General features: G+C 34.1%; 16 protein-coding genes and 2 other annotated features. Of the genes, 13 read left to right on the top strand and 3 right to left on the bottom strand.

From position 1 onward, the window contains the following. Positions 1–6: 6 nt before the first annotated feature. Together rluF and thrS are read left to right on the top strand one after the other, a co-directional pair. The gene (gene rluF / locus AC1DMU_RS19155) at positions 7–714 is read left to right on the top strand and encodes a 23S rRNA pseudouridine(2604) synthase RluF (RefSeq protein ID WP_001222161.1); all 708 of its coding nucleotides are present in this window, start codon (positions 7–9) and stop codon (positions 712–714) included. Positions 715–839: 125 nt separating this feature from the next. Next, positions 840–1063: a binding site (T-box leader), on the top strand. A 35-nt stretch (positions 1064–1098) separates the two neighbouring features. Continuing rightward, positions 1099–1322, top strand: a binding site (T-box leader). A 44-nt stretch (positions 1323–1366) separates the two neighbouring features. Then, the gene (gene thrS, locus AC1DMU_RS19150) at positions 1367–3286 is read left to right on the top strand and encodes a threonine--tRNA ligase (protein ID WP_088063310.1); all 1920 of its coding nucleotides are present in this window, start codon (positions 1367–1369) and stop codon (positions 3284–3286) included. Positions 3287–3404: 118 nt separating this feature from the next. On the opposite strand, the gene AC1DMU_RS19145 is transcribed toward thrS, so the two are convergent. Further along, positions 3405–3887, bottom strand: a complete 483-nt coding sequence (locus AC1DMU_RS19145; protein ID WP_046959368.1) for a DUF2975 domain-containing protein — start codon at positions 3885–3887, stop codon at positions 3405–3407. A gap of 389 nt (positions 3888–4276) precedes the next feature. Between AC1DMU_RS19145 and AC1DMU_RS19140 the strand changes: the two genes are divergently transcribed. The 8 genes from AC1DMU_RS19140 (at position 4277) to AC1DMU_RS19105 (ending at position 13380) form a co-directional block, all read left to right on the top strand. Next, positions 4277–5044 (top strand): ABC transporter ATP-binding protein, encoded by a 768-nt coding sequence (locus AC1DMU_RS19140; RefSeq protein WP_000106412.1) that lies wholly within the window; start codon positions 4277–4279, stop codon positions 5042–5044. A gap of 11 nt (positions 5045–5055) precedes the next feature. Continuing rightward, the gene (locus AC1DMU_RS19135) at positions 5056–6939 is read left to right on the top strand and encodes an FtsX-like permease family protein (protein WP_088063311.1); all 1884 of its coding nucleotides are present in this window, start codon (positions 5056–5058) and stop codon (positions 6937–6939) included. Positions 6940–7212: 273 nt separating this feature from the next. Then, a complete protein-coding gene (locus AC1DMU_RS19130) occupies positions 7213–8244 on the top strand; it encodes an alpha/beta hydrolase (RefSeq protein ID WP_088063312.1) in 1032 nt (343 codons plus the stop codon). A gap of 214 nt (positions 8245–8458) precedes the next feature. Continuing rightward, positions 8459–9745 carry an MFS transporter gene (locus tag AC1DMU_RS19125; protein WP_088063313.1) on the top strand — a complete coding sequence of 429 codons (1287 nt, stop codon included), beginning with the start codon at positions 8459–8461 and terminating at the stop codon, positions 9743–9745. A 53-nt stretch (positions 9746–9798) separates the two neighbouring features. Continuing rightward, on the top strand, positions 9799–10665 hold the full coding sequence (locus tag AC1DMU_RS19120; protein ID WP_060488707.1) for an ABC transporter permease subunit: 867 nt from the start codon (positions 9799–9801) through the stop codon (positions 10663–10665). 1 nt (position 10666) lies between these two features. Next, the gene (locus tag AC1DMU_RS19115; protein ID WP_088063314.1) at positions 10667–11671 is read left to right on the top strand and encodes an ABC transporter permease subunit; all 1005 of its coding nucleotides are present in this window, start codon (positions 10667–10669) and stop codon (positions 11669–11671) included. 114 nt (positions 11672–11785) lie between these two features. Next, positions 11786–12538 (top strand): alpha/beta fold hydrolase, encoded by a 753-nt coding sequence (locus tag AC1DMU_RS19110; protein ID WP_316245556.1) that lies wholly within the window; start codon positions 11786–11788, stop codon positions 12536–12538. Next, the gene (locus AC1DMU_RS19105) at positions 12535–13380 is read left to right on the top strand and encodes a DUF2785 domain-containing protein (protein WP_088063316.1); all 846 of its coding nucleotides are present in this window, start codon (positions 12535–12537) and stop codon (positions 13378–13380) included. Before AC1DMU_RS19110 ends, AC1DMU_RS19105 begins: the two co-directional genes overlap by 4 nt. 442 nt (positions 13381–13822) lie before the next feature. Here the strand turns inward: AC1DMU_RS19105 and AC1DMU_RS19100 are convergent, their stop codons facing one another. Both AC1DMU_RS19100 and AC1DMU_RS19095 read right to left on the bottom strand, forming a co-directional pair. After that, positions 13823–15523 (bottom strand): pyruvate oxidase, encoded by a 1701-nt coding sequence (locus tag AC1DMU_RS19100; RefSeq protein WP_088063317.1) that lies wholly within the window; start codon positions 15521–15523, stop codon positions 13823–13825. Positions 15524–15605: 82 nt separating this feature from the next. After that, the gene (locus tag AC1DMU_RS19095) at positions 15606–16343 is read right to left on the bottom strand and encodes a ZIP family metal transporter (RefSeq protein ID WP_476941546.1); all 738 of its coding nucleotides are present in this window, start codon (positions 16341–16343) and stop codon (positions 15606–15608) included. Between the two features lie 135 nt (positions 16344–16478). Between AC1DMU_RS19095 and AC1DMU_RS19090 the strand changes: the two genes are divergently transcribed. The 3 genes from AC1DMU_RS19090 to AC1DMU_RS19080 are packed head-to-tail and all read left to right on the top strand — an operon-like array spanning position 16479 to position 18822. Next, positions 16479–17267, top strand: a complete 789-nt coding sequence (locus tag AC1DMU_RS19090; protein WP_088063319.1) for a class I SAM-dependent DNA methyltransferase — start codon at positions 16479–16481, stop codon at positions 17265–17267. A 48-nt stretch (positions 17268–17315) separates the two neighbouring features. Further along, positions 17316–17978: an immunity protein Imm33 domain-containing protein gene (locus AC1DMU_RS19085; protein WP_088063320.1), complete on the top strand. Its 663-nt coding sequence runs from the start codon at positions 17316–17318 to the stop codon at positions 17976–17978. A gap of 28 nt (positions 17979–18006) precedes the next feature. Beyond that, a complete protein-coding gene (locus AC1DMU_RS19080) occupies positions 18007–18822 on the top strand; it encodes an Imm26 family immunity protein (protein WP_106383287.1) in 816 nt (271 codons plus the stop codon). The last annotated feature ends 14 nt before the right edge of the window (positions 18823–18836 follow it).

Here is an 18836-nt window from a genome sequence, read left to right as displayed (position 1 = left end):
CCTAATTTGCGTATCAATAAATTTATTAGTGAAGCTGGAAAAGCGTCTCGACGTGGAGCAGATAAACTAATTAATGAGAGAAGAGTAATTATTAACGGTAAGGTTGCAAAAATTGGTGACCAAGTAAATCCAGGTGATGATGTACGTGTAAATGGAGAGCAACTTCGTATTGCTCGAGATCACGTATATATCGCTTTAAATAAACCAGTAGGTATTACATGTACGAGTGAAAAAGCTGTAAAAGGTAATATTATCGATTTAGTGAATCATCCATTACGAATTAGTCACATTGGACGTCTTGATAAAGACTCAGACGGTTTAATTTTATTAACGAATGATGGTGATATTGTAAATGAAATTTTACGTGCTGAAAACAAACATGAAAAAGAATATATCGTTTCAGTAGATAAGCCAATTACACCTGATTTTCTAGAGAAAATGGCAGCTGGTGTGAAAATTTTAGGAACGAAAACGCTTCCTTGTGAGGTAACACAGTTATCAAAATATGAATTCCAAATTATTTTAACTCAAGGGTTGAATCGTCAAATTCGTCGTATGTGTGAAGCTTTAGGTTATCAAGTATACACTTTAAAGCGTACAAGAATTATGAATATAGAATTAAATAATTTACCTGTTGGACAGTGGAGAGATTTATCGAAGAAAGAGAAACGACGTCTATTTTCAGACTTAAATTACGAACCACAAGATTGGTAAAATTGAAAAGAGGAAACCAAAAATCTATTTTTGGTTTCTTTTTTTATTAAATAAAAAATCATTTTTAAACACTTGCAAAAATAAAATGAATAAGATATAGTAAATAACAATTAATGGATGTACTTTTAAAAGCAAAGAAAAGGACACGAGTTATTTTATCCGGTTATACAGAGAAGGAAGGAAAGCTGAGAACTTCCTAACGCAGAAAAATAACTTACCACCTTAGAGCTGCACTGGGGAAACTAAGTATCTAGTGCCGTGTAAGCGACGTTATCGCAAAAGAAGCCATTATGTTTTTTGTGATGGGAATCTGGGTGGAACCACGGATATAAGCATATTCGTCCCTATTTTAGGGATGAATATGCTTTTTTGTATTCAATTTCATAATAAGCGAAGAAAAGGACACGAGTTATTTTATCCGGTTATACAGAGAAGGAAGGAAAGCTGAGAACTTCCTAACGCAGAAAAATAACTTACCACCTTAGAGCTGTACTGGGGAAATTAAGTATCTAGTGCCGTGTAAACGACGTTACCGTAAAAGAAGCCATTATGTTTTTTGTGATGGGAATCTGGGTGGAACCACGGGTAAAAGCACGCTCGTCCCTATTTTAGGGATGAGTGTGCTTTTTATTATGAAATGGAGAGATGAAAAATGAAAGAACAGATGATTGAAATGAAATTTCCGGATGGAAGCGTTAAAGAATTTGTAAAAGGAATTACTTTAGAAGAAATTGCGGGATCCATTAGCAGTAGTTTAAAAAAGAAAGCAGTCGCAGGGAAAGTAAATGATCAGTTATATGATTTACGCCGAAATATTGAAGAAAATGCGGAAGTAGAAATCGTTACTATAGATTCAAATGAAGGGGTAGAAATTGCAAGACACTCTGCGGCACATATTTTAGCGCAAGCTGTAAAGAGAATGCATGGTAATGTAAACCTTGGTGTAGGACCTGTTATTGAAAATGGATTTTATTATGATATGGATCTTCCGAGTAGTGTAAACGTAGAAGATTTGCCGGAAATCGAAAAAGAAATGAAAAAAATTATAAATGAAAATATAAAAATAGAGCGAGTTGAGGTTTCACGAGAAGAGGCAAAAAAACTGTTTCAAGAAATGAATGATCACCTGAAATTAGAATTGTTAGAAGCAATTCCTAGTGGGGAAAGTGTAACACTCTATAAACAAGGTGAATTTGTAGACTTATGTAGAGGACCTCATTTACCGTCAACAGGCTATTTGAAAGCCTTCCAATTAACTCACGTTTCTGGTGCATATTGGCGAGGTGATAGTAACAATCAAGTGCTTCAGCGTATATATGGTGTTGCGTTCTCTTCTCAAAAAGAATTAGAAGGTTATTTACATTTCGTTGAAGAAGCAGCAAAAAGAAATCATCGTAAATTAGGTAGTGAGCTGGAGTTATTTATGTTTTCTGAAGAGGCTCCGGGAATGCCATTTTATTTACCGAAAGGACAAATTATTCGTAATGAATTAGAAGCATTTTTAAGAGAAATTCAAAAAGAGTATAAGTATCAAGAAGTACGTACTCCGTTTATGATGAACCAAGAATTATGGGAGAAATCAGGACACTGGGGACATTACAAAGACAACATGTATTTCTCTGAAGTAGACAATAAAAGTTTCGCATTAAAACCAATGAACTGCCCAGGACATATGTTAATGTTCAAAAATAAATTACACTCTTATCGCGAATTGCCAATTCGTATGTGTGAGTTCGGTCAAGTACACCGACACGAATTTAGCGGGGCATTAAATGGATTATTAAGAGTACGTACATTCTGCCAAGATGATGCTCATTTATTTGTAACTCCAGAACAAATTGAAGATGAAATTAAATCTGTAATGGCGCAAATTGATTACGTTTATAAAACTTTTGGATTCGAATATGAAGTAGAGCTTTCTACTCGTCCAGAAGATTCAATGGGTGATGATAAGTTGTGGGAGCAAGCAGAAGAGGCATTAGAAAATGTATTACATTCATTGAATTATAAATATAGACTAAATGAAGGTGACGGTGCATTTTATGGACCGAAAATCGACTTCCATATTAAAGACGCTTTAAATAGAAGTCATCAGTGCGGGACAATCCAACTAGATTTCCAAATGCCAGAGAAGTTTGATTTAAATTATATAGATGAGAAGAATGAAAAGAGAAGACCAGTTGTCATTCACAGAGCAGTTTTAGGATCTTTAGACCGTTTCTTAGCGATATTAATTGAGCACTTTGGAGGCGCGTTCCCGGCATGGGTGGCACCGGTTCAAGTGAAGGTCATTCCAGTTTCGAATGCAGTCCATGTACAATACGCAGATGAGATTGCGGATAAATTAGCACAAGCTGGCATTCGTGTTGAAAGAGATGTACGAGATGAAAAGTTAGGATATAAAATAAGAGAAGCACAAATGCAAAAAGTTCCTTATGTTCTTGTTATTGGGGATAAGGAAATGGAGAACGGATCTGTAAATGTACGTAAATACGGTGAAGACCAGTCAGAAGTTATTGAACTAAATGGGTTTGTGGAGAGTATAAAAGAGGAAATAAGAAATAGAGATTGATAATAAAATACACCATTAACATGTATTACTGAATTTAAACTCATTAAAGAACCATAATAAATGATGAAGGGATAGCTTAATCGCTATCCCTTCATCATTTATTGCCATATACTTCACTTCATACCGTTAAATCATTTTCTGATTTTATATTAATGGCTTCTTGTAAGAGCTTTTGGAGAACTGCAGCAAAAACAGCAATCACGATAGAGGAGAAAATAATGATCAATCCAATTGGTATAAAACTTGGAGGATCAATTTTTTTTGCCATAAGATAGTAAAGTGGCATACCTAGTATGTATATGGTACCGATAGTGAGGGCACAGTATTTTATATTTTTTAAAGCCTTTACTGATAATACCGAGAACGCTTTGTTCTTATCAATATAACTTAAAAGTTTAAAAACTTGATACAGAGCGAAGTAAAAAGGTATCGTCGCTACGTACATATCGATTAAAACGAGAGATTTCATATAAGCAATAGCTGGATACAATTCTCCAGCGAAATTCCCGATTTTAGGAACTAAAAATATGCACAATGCAAGTACTACTATACCTATAAAAACAATAGCTAGTTTTAAAAAGAGTGTTGTAACTTGTTTCATAAAAAGCACCTCGTTTATTTAATGACAACATGATTTTATCATATAATTTATCGTTTTAAAATAAAATTATATTGTTTTTTAACTTATTATTATTGTTATTTATGTATCCTATTAATTTTGATAAAAATAAAAAACTTGCTCATTACAAATGAATCCACCTTATGAAATGGTCTGTAATATTTTTTACCTTACAAAAATGTAAGGTAAATGTAAGCGAAATCGAAGGAACGAGTTTTAGAAAAGTGAGAATATGGAATAGGAAAAAGGTTTACGTAACTCGTGTAATCCTTTCTGATTGAAAAGTTTAAAAATTATTAAGGATTTACATGAGAAAAAGATAAGAAATATGTGAGAAATTAATTTTATACAAAAGGGATGGAGTGAAAGAGATGTCAACAAATGTAGTTACTGTAGAACGTGTAGAAAAAACGTATGGGAAAAGAAATGAGAATCAGTCAAAAGCGTTAAGGGGTGTGTCATTAAGTATTAAAGAAGGGGAATTCGTCGGGATTATGGGTCCTTCTGGATCTGGAAAAACGACTTTACTTAATGTGATTAGTACATTGGATCAAGCAACGGGTGGCAGTGTGACAATAGCTGGTACAAATATTACTTCTATGAAGGGGAATGCATTATCTGATTTTCGATCTCAAAAATTAGGATTCATTTTTCAAGATTTTAACTTACTAGAAAACTTATCAATTTATGAAAATATCGCTTTACCACTTTCTCTGCAAGGCGTACCTTCAAGTGAGATTACGGGGAAGGTAAATGAGGTTGCAAAGAAATTAGGGATTACTGAAATTTTAACGAAATATCCAACTGCTGTTTCTGGTGGACAAAAGCAAAGAACGGCGGCAGCACGAGCTTTAGTACATAATCCAGCAATCGTATTAGCAGATGAACCGACAGGTGCGCTTGATAGTAAAAATGCAAAAAGCTTATTAGAAGCGATGCAAGATTTACATGAAAATCACAATGTAAGTATTTTGATGGTTACACACGATGCATTTAGCGCGAGTTATTGTGAACGTATTTTATTTATTCAAGACGGTCTTCTTTATAAAGAGTTAAAACGTCAAGGAACGCGAGAAAATTTCTATCAAGACATTTTAGGCGTGCTCGCTCATATGGGCTCAGCTGCTGAGTCTAAGTAGGGGGCGAGACTATGTTATTCAAATTATCACGTCATAGTATGAAAAAGATGTTAAAAGATTATATGGTTTTACTTATTGGTCTCGTTATTAGTATTAGTATTTTCTACATGTTCCAAACGATGGCGATGAATAGTGAATTTACGAAGGATAATAGTCTTATTGGTAGTATTAGACTCGTATTTTGGGTAGGTGCCATACTATTATCTTTCATTACTGTATTTTATATTATATATGCCAATTCTTTCTTACTCACATTAAGAAGAAAAGAACTCGGTATGTACATGATGCTCGGTGCGAAAAAGAAAAAAGTAGCACAGTTATTATTTATTGAAACATTCGGTATGGGTATTGTCAGTATTATTATCGGGATCTTAGTAGGGATGTTACTTGCAAGTGTAGCAGGAAACTTTTTAATGAATGGTATGGAAATTTCAACAAAAGGTAGTTATTCATCTGTATATACACCAGCAATCTTAGTTACAGCTATTTTCTTCTTAATACTATTTTTTATTACTGGTTTAATGAATAGCATCCGTTTATTACGTAAAACAGAATTAGAATTAATACGTGAAGATGAAACACTAGATGAAGTGAAGAAAAGTAAAACTCGCATTATTATAATGACTGTACTTGGTGTATTACTAGTAAGTACAGGATATTATTTTATGGTAAATATAAAAATGTTTGCTGAACTTGGTTTTATAATAGCGACAATCGTTACAACACTCGGAACATATTTTATCTTTAGTTCATTGCTTCCATTTTTTGTGATGAAAATTAAAGGGAATAAAAAACGAAATGAAACGGGCTTAAATAGTTTTACATATGCACAGCTACGCTTTCGAGTAAATAGTTTATCGAGAGTATTAGGTACCGTAGCGATGTTAATTGCATTAGGTGCAGGTGCGATGACGGCAGGGATGGCGTTCCAAAAAAATGTAGGTATTATGACAGACTTCTCTCGTGTATATGATGTCGTAATTCATGATCCAAATAATCAAGATAAAGCAGCCTTAAAAGAAATGGAAATTGTGGAAGAAAGCAAGTATAAGTATAAAGTAGATGGAGAAGCGGTTTATTATTTACGTAACGACTTAACTGAGAAACCACCACTTGTTTCAGACCACTTTGATACAAAAACTTTAAAAGAACCTGCTCGTAAACGTGTGGCTGAACCTTTAACTGAACCTGTTTATTCTGCTTTGGAAGCTCCTGAAGCAGCCAATAAACTTCCTCGTATGCCAAGGGATTGGGAAGATGCGGTTGTAAGAGAAATACAAATTACACATAATCAATTTAACGGAAAACCTGTAAGGATTGCAGATGAAGAACACTACAAAGCAGTTCAAGGAACGGAACATAGTGTAACATTAGCAAAAGTAGATGATATGAAAAAATATAAACCGTTGTTAATTGAAATAGACAAGAGACAAAAAGAACAAATTGAAAAAACAACAGGTGCAAAAGTAGACTTATTTACGAAAATGACAATTTATCAGTTTATGAACAGTTTCATGAGTGGAACAATGTTTATGGGATTTTTCCTCGGAATTGCCTTTTTAGCAATGATGGCAAGTTCTCTTATGTTCAAAATATTAACAGGTGCTTCTCGTGACGTACGACGTTATGAAATGTTACGAAAAATTGGTGTGAGACGTAGTATGTTAACGAAAAGTATATATAAAGAAATTTCATATTTATTTATCTTCCCGGCAATCATTGGGATTTCCCACGTGTTAGTAGGGCTAAACTTATTTAGCTTCATATTAGTTGACCCGTTTGTAAAAGTGTGGGTGCCGATAGGGATTTTCTTAGTCATTTATTTCATCTATTACTGGATAACTGTTCAACTTTACAAAGGTATGGTAATGCCGAAAGAAGAGGTAGCGAAATAGTTAAAGGAAAAAAGTCTTTGTTTTGAAAACAAGGGCTTTTTTCTTTATTTTTAATACATTGTGACCGAGTCTTTCTATAAAATTTATATTGAAAATTAAGAAAATATTAAGAGTTTATATAGGGGAAAGTTAAGAAGTGTATGGGATATTAAAAATGTGCAAACGAGCAAGATGAAATTAGAGAGAGAAATTGTTATATATTCATATTATTTTGAGGGAGTTTTACAGAATTAAATTGATGTTTTTATAAATTTAAAAGAAAGGAGACTACTTATGAAGAAGATAAAAAAATTAATAAAACTTATTGGTGCCATCACTACACTATTATTAATCGTAGCACTAATATTTCCTACATGGACTTCGCAAATAAAGGGGAAGAACAGTATAAACATATTAGAGCAAGTAGAGATAAATGGCAGTGGTCATGAAATTATGATACGCGGCAAAGATAGGAACAATCCAGTTATTATTTTTGTACATGGTGGACCAGGAACTTCAGAAATACCATATGCTCAAAAATACCAAAACTTATTGGAAGAGAAATTCACAGTTGTTAATTACGATCAAAGAGCGAGCGGGAAGTCGTATCATTTCTTTGAAGACTATTCGAACCTTATATCAGATCTTCTTGTAGAAGACTTATTAGCTATGACAGATTATATTTCAAACCGTCTTGGTCGAGAAAAAATAATATTGGTTGGTCATTCTTACGGTACATATATCGGAATGCAAGCTGCCAATAAAGCCCCGGAAAAATTTGAAGCATATGTTGGCATCGGGCAAATGAGTGATACAGTAGAAAGTGAAATCGATAGTTTAAAATATGTGGTTGAACAGGCACAAAAAGCTGGGAATACAGATGAGGTGTCCTATTTAAATGGGTTGACTGAAAAAATTAAAAATGGCGATACATACACTCCGAGAAATTATGTTGCGAAATATGGTGGAACATCAAGACTCATTGAAAATCCAGATGGTGATAACATCGGAATGTTACTCAGTAATGAATATAACTTGTTAGACGTAATTCGTTATAACGTTGGATTATCACATTCTCAAACTGTCTTATTAGAAAAGGATTTAAAGAATCCATTGCCTACTAAGGTGACTAAAATGAAGCTACCGCTTTATTTCCTTATGGGGAAATATGACTATAACACTTCATATCATGCAGCAAAAACATATTTTGATACGATTGAAGCAGGTCAAAAAGAATTTATTACTTTTGAGAAGTCAGCTCATTATCCACAATTTGAGGAGGAAGAAAAATTTTATAATTGGATGTGCGATACATTCGTAAAATAAATAAAGTGTATCCGAACTTTAGAAAATTATAATAGTTAGCGAGACGTATAAAGATATTTAGATGCATAGTATTAACTGAAGCGAAGTTAAATAAAAAGACTCTTGATAAAAAACAAGAGTCTTTTTTATATTGTTCTCTATACAGAAGGAAAAGATTGGATAATGGTCGAAAAATATAATATAACTTCCAAGAAATGACTGAAAAAATAAAATTTTGTCGAGAGAAAGGGTTAGAAGTATGAAAGAAATGCTACAGTTATTTCGCAACAAAGTGTATGCCCGTTTTTTTCTAGCAAATATTTTAGAGCGACTCGGTTCTATGATTGCTGGAATTTCTTTAATGTTTTATTTGTTAGACCAGTACGGAAAACAACCAGTTTACGCAACGATGACACAAATTATGATGGCATTACCCGCATTAATCTTTTTTCTATTAGTAGGGACAGTAGTGGATCGTTTTGATAGACAACGTATTTGTACGGTAAGCAACATATGTTGTTCGCTCTGTAATATCGGAATTCTAATTTCGCTTTATTACGGAATGATTATACTCGTCTTTATATTTTTATTTTTGGAAAATGCATGTATACAATTTTTCTCTCCATCAGAACAGTCGATGATACAAGGAGTAGTTGAATCAGACCAATACGGTGCAGCAGCAGGTATGAATCAAATGGTAAATAGTTTGTATGCTTTGTTTGGGGTAGGAATTGCAACGATGGTGTACTGGACTTTTGGAATTTACGGGAGCATTTTAGTAAATACGCTCACATTTATTATGAGTGGTATTTTGATTCAAACGATCTCCATTCCAGAAAAAGTTCGTTTGCCAAATGGTAGAACAAAGTGGAAAGAAGTTAATTTGAAGATGTTAATAACAGAGTTTCAAGAAGGGATCAAGTATATATATCAAAATGACACTTTAAAAAAATTACTTTTAGGATTTATCGTATTTGGACTATTAAATGGTATTTTAAGCGTATCCACTACTTACATATTAAAATATAAATTAGCACCAGCAACGTATGAAAGTTTAGCGATGGTGGGCGGTGTAGTTGGAGGGATTTCATTATTAATTGGAAGTATAGTAGCAACAAGTATAGGTAAGAAATATGCACCTAAGCCTATTATTGTATTTGGTATGGCGGGCTCAGGAGTCTTTTTCGGTATGTGTTACTTTGTAAATCACGTATGGTCTTTTTATGTATGTATCGCTTTTGCGACTTTCTTTTTACCATTTATTAATGTTGCAATAATGGGCTGGATGTATGAAATTGTAGAAGAGTCATTCATGGGACGCGTTCAAAGTTTACTTAGTCCATTAACGACAGGATTCCAGCTGTTATCTCTCGGTGCGATAGCGATGTTGTTCCCGAAATGGATTCGTGCAGATACGTTGTTTATTATTTTATTTGGTTTATTATTTTTTGTTACGTGTTTATATCGAGCCATTTTACCTAGTGGAAAGAAACGAGTGCAAGGTATAGCTGAAGAGATGTAATATATCTGGTTTTGATTTCTGAATATTCTATCGGATAGTAAGGAGAAATCGTTATGTTGATGCGAATTGTTAAATGGTGTGGGATTACTTGTTTACAACTAGTAGCTGCTATTTTATGTATAATCTGCTTAGGTGCGCTGCCACGTTTATTTAAGGGATTGCAAATGGATTTAATCGGTTTTTGGAACACGATTGTATTTCTTGGAGGAAAGTTACTTCAACCAGGTGAAATTACATATGGATTTCGGGACTCAAGAAAATTATTTCCACAAATATGGATTCATTATATTGAAACGATGATTGTATTTCTATCAGCGTTTTTACTATCTTTGCTTATAGCGTATGTACTTGTCGTTTGGGTATTGCAACGTTCTCATATGAAACAGAAAATGTGGAACGGGATTTTTCTTACGCTTGAGAGTATACCAGATATATTACTTATTTTATTATCACAACTTCTTGTCGTAATTCTTTTTCAAAAAACAGGATTTATGCCGGTCAAACTAGCTGGATTAGGGGAAGAAAGGATACGTTTGTTACCGATTATATGTCTTACAATACCAACAACATTATTATTTATTAAACTGTTGTTATTACGATTTAAAGAAGAGTTAGAGAAAGATTATAGTTTGTTTGCCAAGAGTAAAGGATTAAGCTTACAGCATATTTTGACACATCATATTTCAAGAAATGTTTTATTGACGACAATTTATTATGCGAAAACAAATATATTATTTATGCTTTCCAATTTATATATTATTGAATGGATATTTAATACATATGGTATGTTTGTTTTTGTAAAAGAAAATTCTAAATTAGAAATATTTACAGTGAGTCTAGTAATATTATACGTACCGCTTTTTATACTATTTCGTATATTACATACACTCTTGCAAAATGTGATAAAGGAGCGTGTGTAATATGTGGCAAGTTGTAAAAAGAGATGTGAGATTTTGGATAGGTATTACTTTTTTAAGTGTACTAATGATTGTTAGTATTGGATATACGGTGTTTTTTGATGGGAATATTCGCGAACTTACGATGATGTATAACGAAAAAGGAGAACTAGAGGCAGCTCCATTTTCGCCATCAAGTAAATTTTGGTTTGGAAGTGATGTGAAAGGCCGCGACATTGTTCAATTAATAATAGAAGGCGCGAAATGGACAGTTGGAGCGAGTATAATTATAGCGATTTTACGAGTTATAGTTGGAGGGGGAGTTGGTTTACTTCTTGGTATGTATGGTAAACGTTCTTTTCCAGTTATTTCATCATTTTTCGATCCTTTTAGTATTGTACCAATGGTCATGATTTCTTATTTTATGTTAAATGAAGTTTTAACGTTTGACAGTGGAGCGGAAGTTGTGCCGTTGTATTTGCGGGTGGCATTTCAAATTATAGTTCTTGTATTTCTTGCTGTACCAACAGTTATGCTATATGTAGCGCAAGAAGTAAAACGTATTAAGAAAGAGGAATTTATGTTGGCAGCTACTGTTCTCGGCGGGAGTAAATGGCAGAGGTTGAAGCGCCATATATGGCCGCATATGTTACCACCATTTCTTTTATTAGTAGCCCAACAATTTGTGAGTACTTTATTGCTTCTTTTACACCTTGGTTTGTTGCAATTATTTTTTGGTGGAACAATAACCTTCAGTGGAATGGATCCAGATAGTGTAACAAAAGAATGGACTGGCCTAATTGGTCAAAACTTCCGCCATTTAACTACACATACATGGATTGTACTTATACCAATTGCTTTTTATAGTATGACGATTTTAGCGGGAAATCTAGTTAGTAATAGTATGCAAGATGCGATTAAACTAGGAAATATAAAAATACTTAAGAGCAAGGATAAAGAAGTAAAGGAAGAGAAACGAATACAAACTAATGTGAATGATTTTTCTTTCTATAGAGAGGTACAAAAATAAAAAAGATAGCTGAAGTTAAAAAACAGTAAAGTTTTAAAAGAAATAATAATCGAATTATTATGGAAATATCGATAGTGTAAATCCTATAATTGAACTGGGTGATTAAAAGTAACTATACAAAATAAAAAGATAATTGATATATGTGATAACCACAGACTATTAAATAAATATTCACGTAACAGTATTCCAAGCGTAATCTTCATAGCAGGGTTAGGCGATAGTTATGAGACATGGAAAAAAGTCCAAGACCGAATATCGCAAGAAACATCAACCTTTTCCTATAACAGGTCGGGTATTGGCAGGAGTCAAGTCGCATCCGTCCCGACGACTTGCTATAATCTAGTCGAGGAGCTAAACGAATTGTTGCTAGCGCTTGAAGTGGAGAAGCCCTATATATTGGTAGGACATTCTTTTGGTGGTTTGGTCGCTAGATTATATGCCAGCCTTTATCCACTGAACATCTGCGGTATGATTTTGGTTGACGCTGCACCGGAATATAAAGAACTTGCCTATGAAAAGGTTCTACCCGAAAATCTGCTTGCAAGAAATAGGGAATATTACGAGAATCCTATGTTGAATAGTGAGAAGATTGATAAAATACAAAGTTATAAGCAAATCGTTGATCATTCAAAGCAAAGTAACCTCCCTCTTGTAATTATTACAAGAGGTTTACCTGACAATGTTGAAGAGGGATGGCCATCTCAAGAAATATTGGAAATTGAGCAAAGACTCCAAGCAGAATTCCAATGGCTATCAACGTCAAGCAAGTACCGGATTGCTAGTCGAAGTGGACATTATATTCATCATGATGAGCCAGAAGTTGTTATAGAGGAGATTATGTTAATGTTGAAGGAGATGGGGAAATGAGCGATACAAGGACTAAATTGATGCTGGATTTGCAAAGAATTGAGAAGGATGAGTATCAGTTACGCGAAGGTGAGCAGCATCAAGGTTTCTTACCTTTGTTACTTCAATATATTGGCGATCCTCAGCCAGAATTACGGGATAACCTGATTTATTCGATGTTTTATATGTGGATTAGAGAAGAGAATAGATTCAGTGAAGAGGAGTTACGAAGCCTCTTAACTGTTCTGACTGATGAGAACCATTTGTTCTATAGTATTGGTAGCGAGGATGATCAGTCAGTTTTTACAAGGACGTTCTCTGCTTTACCTATCGCTTTGATTGTGCAACGTCACAGACAGAATCCATTTTTTAATCAAGCGGAAATTGAGCAATTAATACATGCGATGCTCCGTTATTATAAAGAGGAGAAGGATCTGCGAGGTTACATTTCAGTAGGAGGCTGGGCTCACAGCGCGTCTCATGGTGCGGATGTTTTTGTCGAGCTGGTGCAGTGCGAGGAGAGCAGCGTCGCAATGCTGCGTGAGGTTCTTGTCGCTATTTCTGGCATGCTTCATAATGGTAGACACATTTTTAGCGATGAGGATGATGAGCGGTTGGTAAACATCGTGGATACGATGATTGACAAAGAGTTACTTCCACATCAAGAAATCGCTGATTGGATTAGCGGCTTAGCGCAATGCTGCAATTTGCCGAGAAGTCGCAGTCAGGTGATTGCTCGCGTGAACAGCAAAAATTTTTTACGCAGTCTCTATTTCAGAAGGGGAAAAGATAGCCGAGGGAATGAGCTTAACACTGTCATACTTAGTACTGAGGCAATTTTGAACAGGTTTTCTTTCAGTTAAAGGGTTAGAGGGGCCGTCCCAAAAGCCATCGGAAATTGGCTTTTGGGACGGCCCCTTTTTATGTCAAGAAAAACAAGAAGAAACCATCCATTGGTAAAATGGAAGTACCACCCACCACGCACAAAAGGAGAGGCAAGGGCTGCAATTAAGGCAGTTTTTCCTCATTGAACTAAAGGATAGCATTTCTGTAAAGATTGTGAAAAAATGCTTATTGAACTAACGCATGCGTTAGTTCAATAAGGTCTAAAAATGTTGTTTTAGTAAATGAGGTCATATGTAGTACAAAAAGGATAGATAATGCATATACTTTCTGCTTTATCTATCCTCTTCTTTTTCGTCTATACAATGTGCAACATTATATAACTATTATTGATATACATATGCTAAATACCTATTTCTTGGTTCTAAATAAAACAAATCGTTTTCAGCTATCTTTTTTTGTTTAAAGTGGTGGTAAATCAATCTTACCTTCTTCAAATAATTCTTTTATCATATGCTTCGTATAACCAGCGGCTTGACCAAAGGTGATTTTTGCTGGCATTGGTGCTTCATTTACATCTACAACTACATCAATAATACACGGACTATTTTGTTTTACCGCACTTTCGAAAGCAGGAAGTAGTTCATCTAAATTCTCAACACGGTATCCAATACCTCCGCACGCCTCTGCGTATTTTGCAAAATCAGGGTTTGTTAAGTCTGTACCAAATTCGATATTCCCCATAACTTCTTGTTCGAATTTAATCATGGCGATTTTATTATTGTTTAAAACGACGACAACGATTGGTAGTTTATATTTAACAGCTGTTACGAAATCGTTCATTGTCATTCCAAAACCACCGTCACCACAAACCGCAAATACTTGTTTATCCGGGAAAGCAATTTTTCCAGCAAGTGCACCAGGTAAACCGCAGCCAAGTGTTGCGAGCCAGCTAGAAATAATAAATTGCTGATTTGTCATACGAAAGTGCCTTGCTGTCCATACTGTTACATTTCCGACATCGACTGATAATATTGCATCATCATGAGCTACTTGTTGCAGTGCATGCATAACGCGTTGTGGTTTAATTGGAGTAGAAGAATCTTCTTCTTGATTGTGTAATTTTTCTTCCCACTTTTTCATCATTTCTTGATGATGCTCTAAGAAGGAATGGTCCTCGTGTTTTTCTACATTTTCAATTAACCATTTTAATGTTTTATCAGCATCACCAGCTAAGCCAATATCTGTTACGTAACGTTTTCCGATTTGGGCAGGATCAGTATCGATATGAATTGTTTTTGCTTTTTCGGGCAAGAAACCTGTGAACGGATAGGATGTACCAATCATAATTAAAGTATCCGCATGTTTCATTGCTTCATAAGATGGTTTCGTTCCAATTAATCCTAATCCACCGATACAAAGTGGATGTTCATCAGGAATAATTCCTTTAGCTGGTAATGTAAGTACGATTGGAGCACCGATGTGTTCTGCGAAAGTAAGTAAAGAGTCTCTCGCATGTTTCGCACCTTTTCCAGCTAAAATTACAGGCTTTTTCGCTTCATTTATTGCGAGTTTTGCAGCATGTAAATCTTCTTCTTGCGGAAATAATTCAGGTAATGTAAAAGAAGTATTTGTAACACGAGCACCACTTTTTACTTCGAATTTCGGAACATCATCTGGAATCGTAAGAACAGATACACCTTTTTTCGTATAAGCCATTCGAATCGCTTGATTCACGACAGCAGGCAACTGTTCTGCTGACATAATGCGCTGGTTATATACCGCAACATCATCGAATAATCTTTCTAAGTTTACTTCTTGGAAAAAATCCGTCCCGAGTAAATCTGTTTCTACTTGACCTGAAATTGCTAGAACAGGGGCTTTATCGAGTTTAGCATCATATAAACCATTTAATAAATGAATAGCACCGGGCCCTGCGATTGCCATACAAACGCCGAGTTTCCCTGTTAATTTCGCATAGGCAGCTGCTGCAAGTGCACCAGCTTCTTCATGGCGCACTTGAATAAATTTGATTTTATCTTGTTTTTTTCGTAAAGCTTCAATTATAGAATTGATGGAATCTCCAGGCATTCCGTATATATGTTCTACTCCCCAGTCAATTAAAAGGTCAACTAGAGCTTCACCCGCTGTTTTCCCAAACATAATTTTTCCTCCTTATAATTAGGTAGATACTATTATGTTTTGGAGAAAAAGGAAAAATATACAAATGATTATATTATTATCTTTAATGATGACCAGCGAATAGTGTAAATACTGTTATTAGTAAAAATCCACTAGTTGCCCATGTTAAAAATGTCAGGAAAGAGAGCTGTCTCTTTGCTTTCCAAAGCATTTCATGAATTGTAACATAGCCAAGGGAACCGATAGCACTTCCCATAATGAGCCCTTGTAGATGAAGAGCTTTTCCTTCCATCAAAATACCAAAAACAGTACCGGTACCGAGAATAAGTGAAAGTAATAAAGTTGTTAGTAAAAATGAAATATATTTATGCTTTGTAAAGAGAAAGGGGATAATTAAAGCTAATCCTTCAGGAATATGGTGAACAACGATTGCTATTAAAAAAGGAACTGCAGATTCAGCATGATTAATAAAAGCTGTACCTAAAGCAAATCCACTTGGCAAATTATGAATAAATATAGCAAAAGAAAGAAAAAGGAAAGTTTGCCACGCTTGTTGATCTTTTTTATGTATCATTGGATGGTGACAATAGTTATCTAATAAGCTCATAACTAAAATACCGATAGCTATACCAAGTATAGGCCCAATTATTTCATAKCTTGCAAATGTTTCAGGAATAATTTCAAGGGATGAAAGGCCAAGCAAAATTCCGCCACATAATGCATATAAACGATGCATTTTTTCTTCAATTAGTTGGCGCGTAGCAATGCCGACAGCACCGCCTAATAGTAATCCACCAAATGAAAAAAACGTAACAATCATTGGAATCCATAATCGTTCCATCGTATCACACTCCGATTCTTCCACTTATTATTAGCTTACGAAAAGGAAAGTTAGATTAGTCCAAGTAATTATGTTTGATTATAGAGAAAAAACTAATAATTCGTTATAATTTATATATTAAACTTAAGTGGAAATATGAGATGGGGAATACGTTTGCAAACAAAATGGAGTCTATCTGAATACGAAAATCCAAAACGATATGATATAGAAAATAAAAGTCTGTCAGATTTTCCGTTCTTACTATCATGGGCACAAAAACTAAATATACAAAATGAATGGATTCTAGATATTGCCTGCGGAACAGGAAGGGTTACAATTCCATTTATAGAAAACGGATATCAAATGATTGGTGTAGATATACATGAAGGTATGCTTGCTGAAGCAAAGAGAAAATCTATGGATTGTAAAAAAGTAAAATGGTTACAACAAGACTGTTTACAATTAAAGATTGAAGAAACAATTCTGTTAGCATTTATGGTTGGTCATGGATTTCAACACTTTCTTACGAATACAGATCAAAATAAGTTATTAACATCTATTCATCATGTGTTAGCTGATAATGGTATATTTATATTCGATACACGTTTTCCTTCAAAAGAAGAATTAATACAACCATCTACAGAAGAATATTGGACAACTATTAGTGATGAAAAGGAAAGAAAATGCGATCTATATACTGAAATGACATACGATTCAATTCAGCAAATACAGCATTACATAACAACAAGAAGATTTTATGAGGGTGATATGCAAGTAGAAGAACTGAAAACAACGATTGATCTTCGCTATACGTATCCACAGGAGTTAGAAAGATTATTAGTAGTGAATGGTTTTGAATTATTACATATATATAATGATTGGGAAGGAAATGAGTTAGGGGAAGACTGCTATTCTATGGTAGTAGTTTGCCGGAAGAAAAAATAGTGTTATTTTTAAAATATGAGTGTGAAAAGCTTTTAAGGAGAGAAAAAGATGACTTGGTACTTAGATAATGTTTATGAAATAAATAAAGAAGCGCCCTATACATTCTATCTTCCTAGCTCAGAAGTTTTGGAGAAATTAAAGGTTGGAGATTTGGTAAAGTTAATTTTTGTAACTAAAATCGAAGACGAAGATGGGTTTCATGGTGAACGAATGTGGGTGGAAATCACTGAAAGAAATGAGAAAAAGTTTGTAGGGGAACTGATCAATGAGCCATATCGTTTAGATTTAAAAATAGGTGATAAAATTTCATTTGGAATTGAAAATATATGTGATACGGAATATAATGATCCAGCTTCAAAAGATTGGGATTTTTATTTTGATACGAAGGTAATTGTTAGTGATGATGTACTTGAAAAAAGAGAATTTAACTTTATGCTTAAAGAGGGTTCAAGAGAAGAAGGTGACTCTGGTTGGTCAATATTAAGTGGCTATGAAAGTGATGACTATGTCAATAATCCTAAAAACTTTCAAATTATTCCAATTGGAGTCGTTTTGAATATGGATGATTCTATTTTAAACTTTCTTGAGGAACCACCTTTATGTGCATATGAAAGAAATGATGAAGGTAGATTCTATAAAATTGAAGACTATGATTGGGATGTATATTTAAATGGAAAGGAGAAGGTACTACGTGTTAAAGAAAATCAGTAATTATTATTTTTGAGTGGGTGAATTATACATGATTGTCTCATTAGGTAAAATAGATATTTTTCTTCCAGATGCTACAACCTCATATTTTTTTATTACGGAGGACTTGGCAGAGATATTAAAAGTTGAAACAAACTATGATGCATTAAAACAGTTTCGTAAAATACTTAGAAATGAAATAGAAAAAGATTTATACAAGCGTATTGATTTTAGTCAAGATTCTAGTGAGGTAGTAATTCGTACAACGAATGCATTTACTATACTTAAGATTGCTGTAATTATTAATGGATTAATAAATGAAACGATTTCAGAAGTAGAAATTACAGAAGCAGGACACAAACTCCTTTCTCACAAACGTCCTAAAAAGCAAAAGTGGAAAGCGGGAGACATATTTTTACTGAATCTTAGAGATGATACATATGTATTTGGGCAGGTATTACGGAAGTCATATGGTAGTCCGGTTTGTGGATTATTTAATTTGAATACTGAGACTATCCCAGCTGTAGAAAAGATTTCAAATCATCCTTTTATCTCTATACTAACATTGCTTTCAAGTTCATTAGACAAGGGTGATTGGAAGGTAGTAGGGAATATAGATATTAGGATTAATATAGACGAAATTCCTTGGCAACATAGCGGACTTGGTGTTGCTGGCTCGATGAGTTATAGTGATGGTACTCTTCTTGAGTTAGCAAATGCATATTATGGACTTATACCTTGGAATGTATATTATAAAGAAGATTATTTTGATGAAATTTTATTATCTCCATTCAAACGTCCTAACATTGCAAAAATGTTATCACCAATAGAAAGAGAACATTATAGAAACGAAAAAAATTGGAACTAAAACGATAATCTATT

Source organism: Bacillus sp. 01N45 (assembly GCF_056399205.1).
This window is presented reverse-complemented; position numbering and strand designations above follow the sequence as displayed.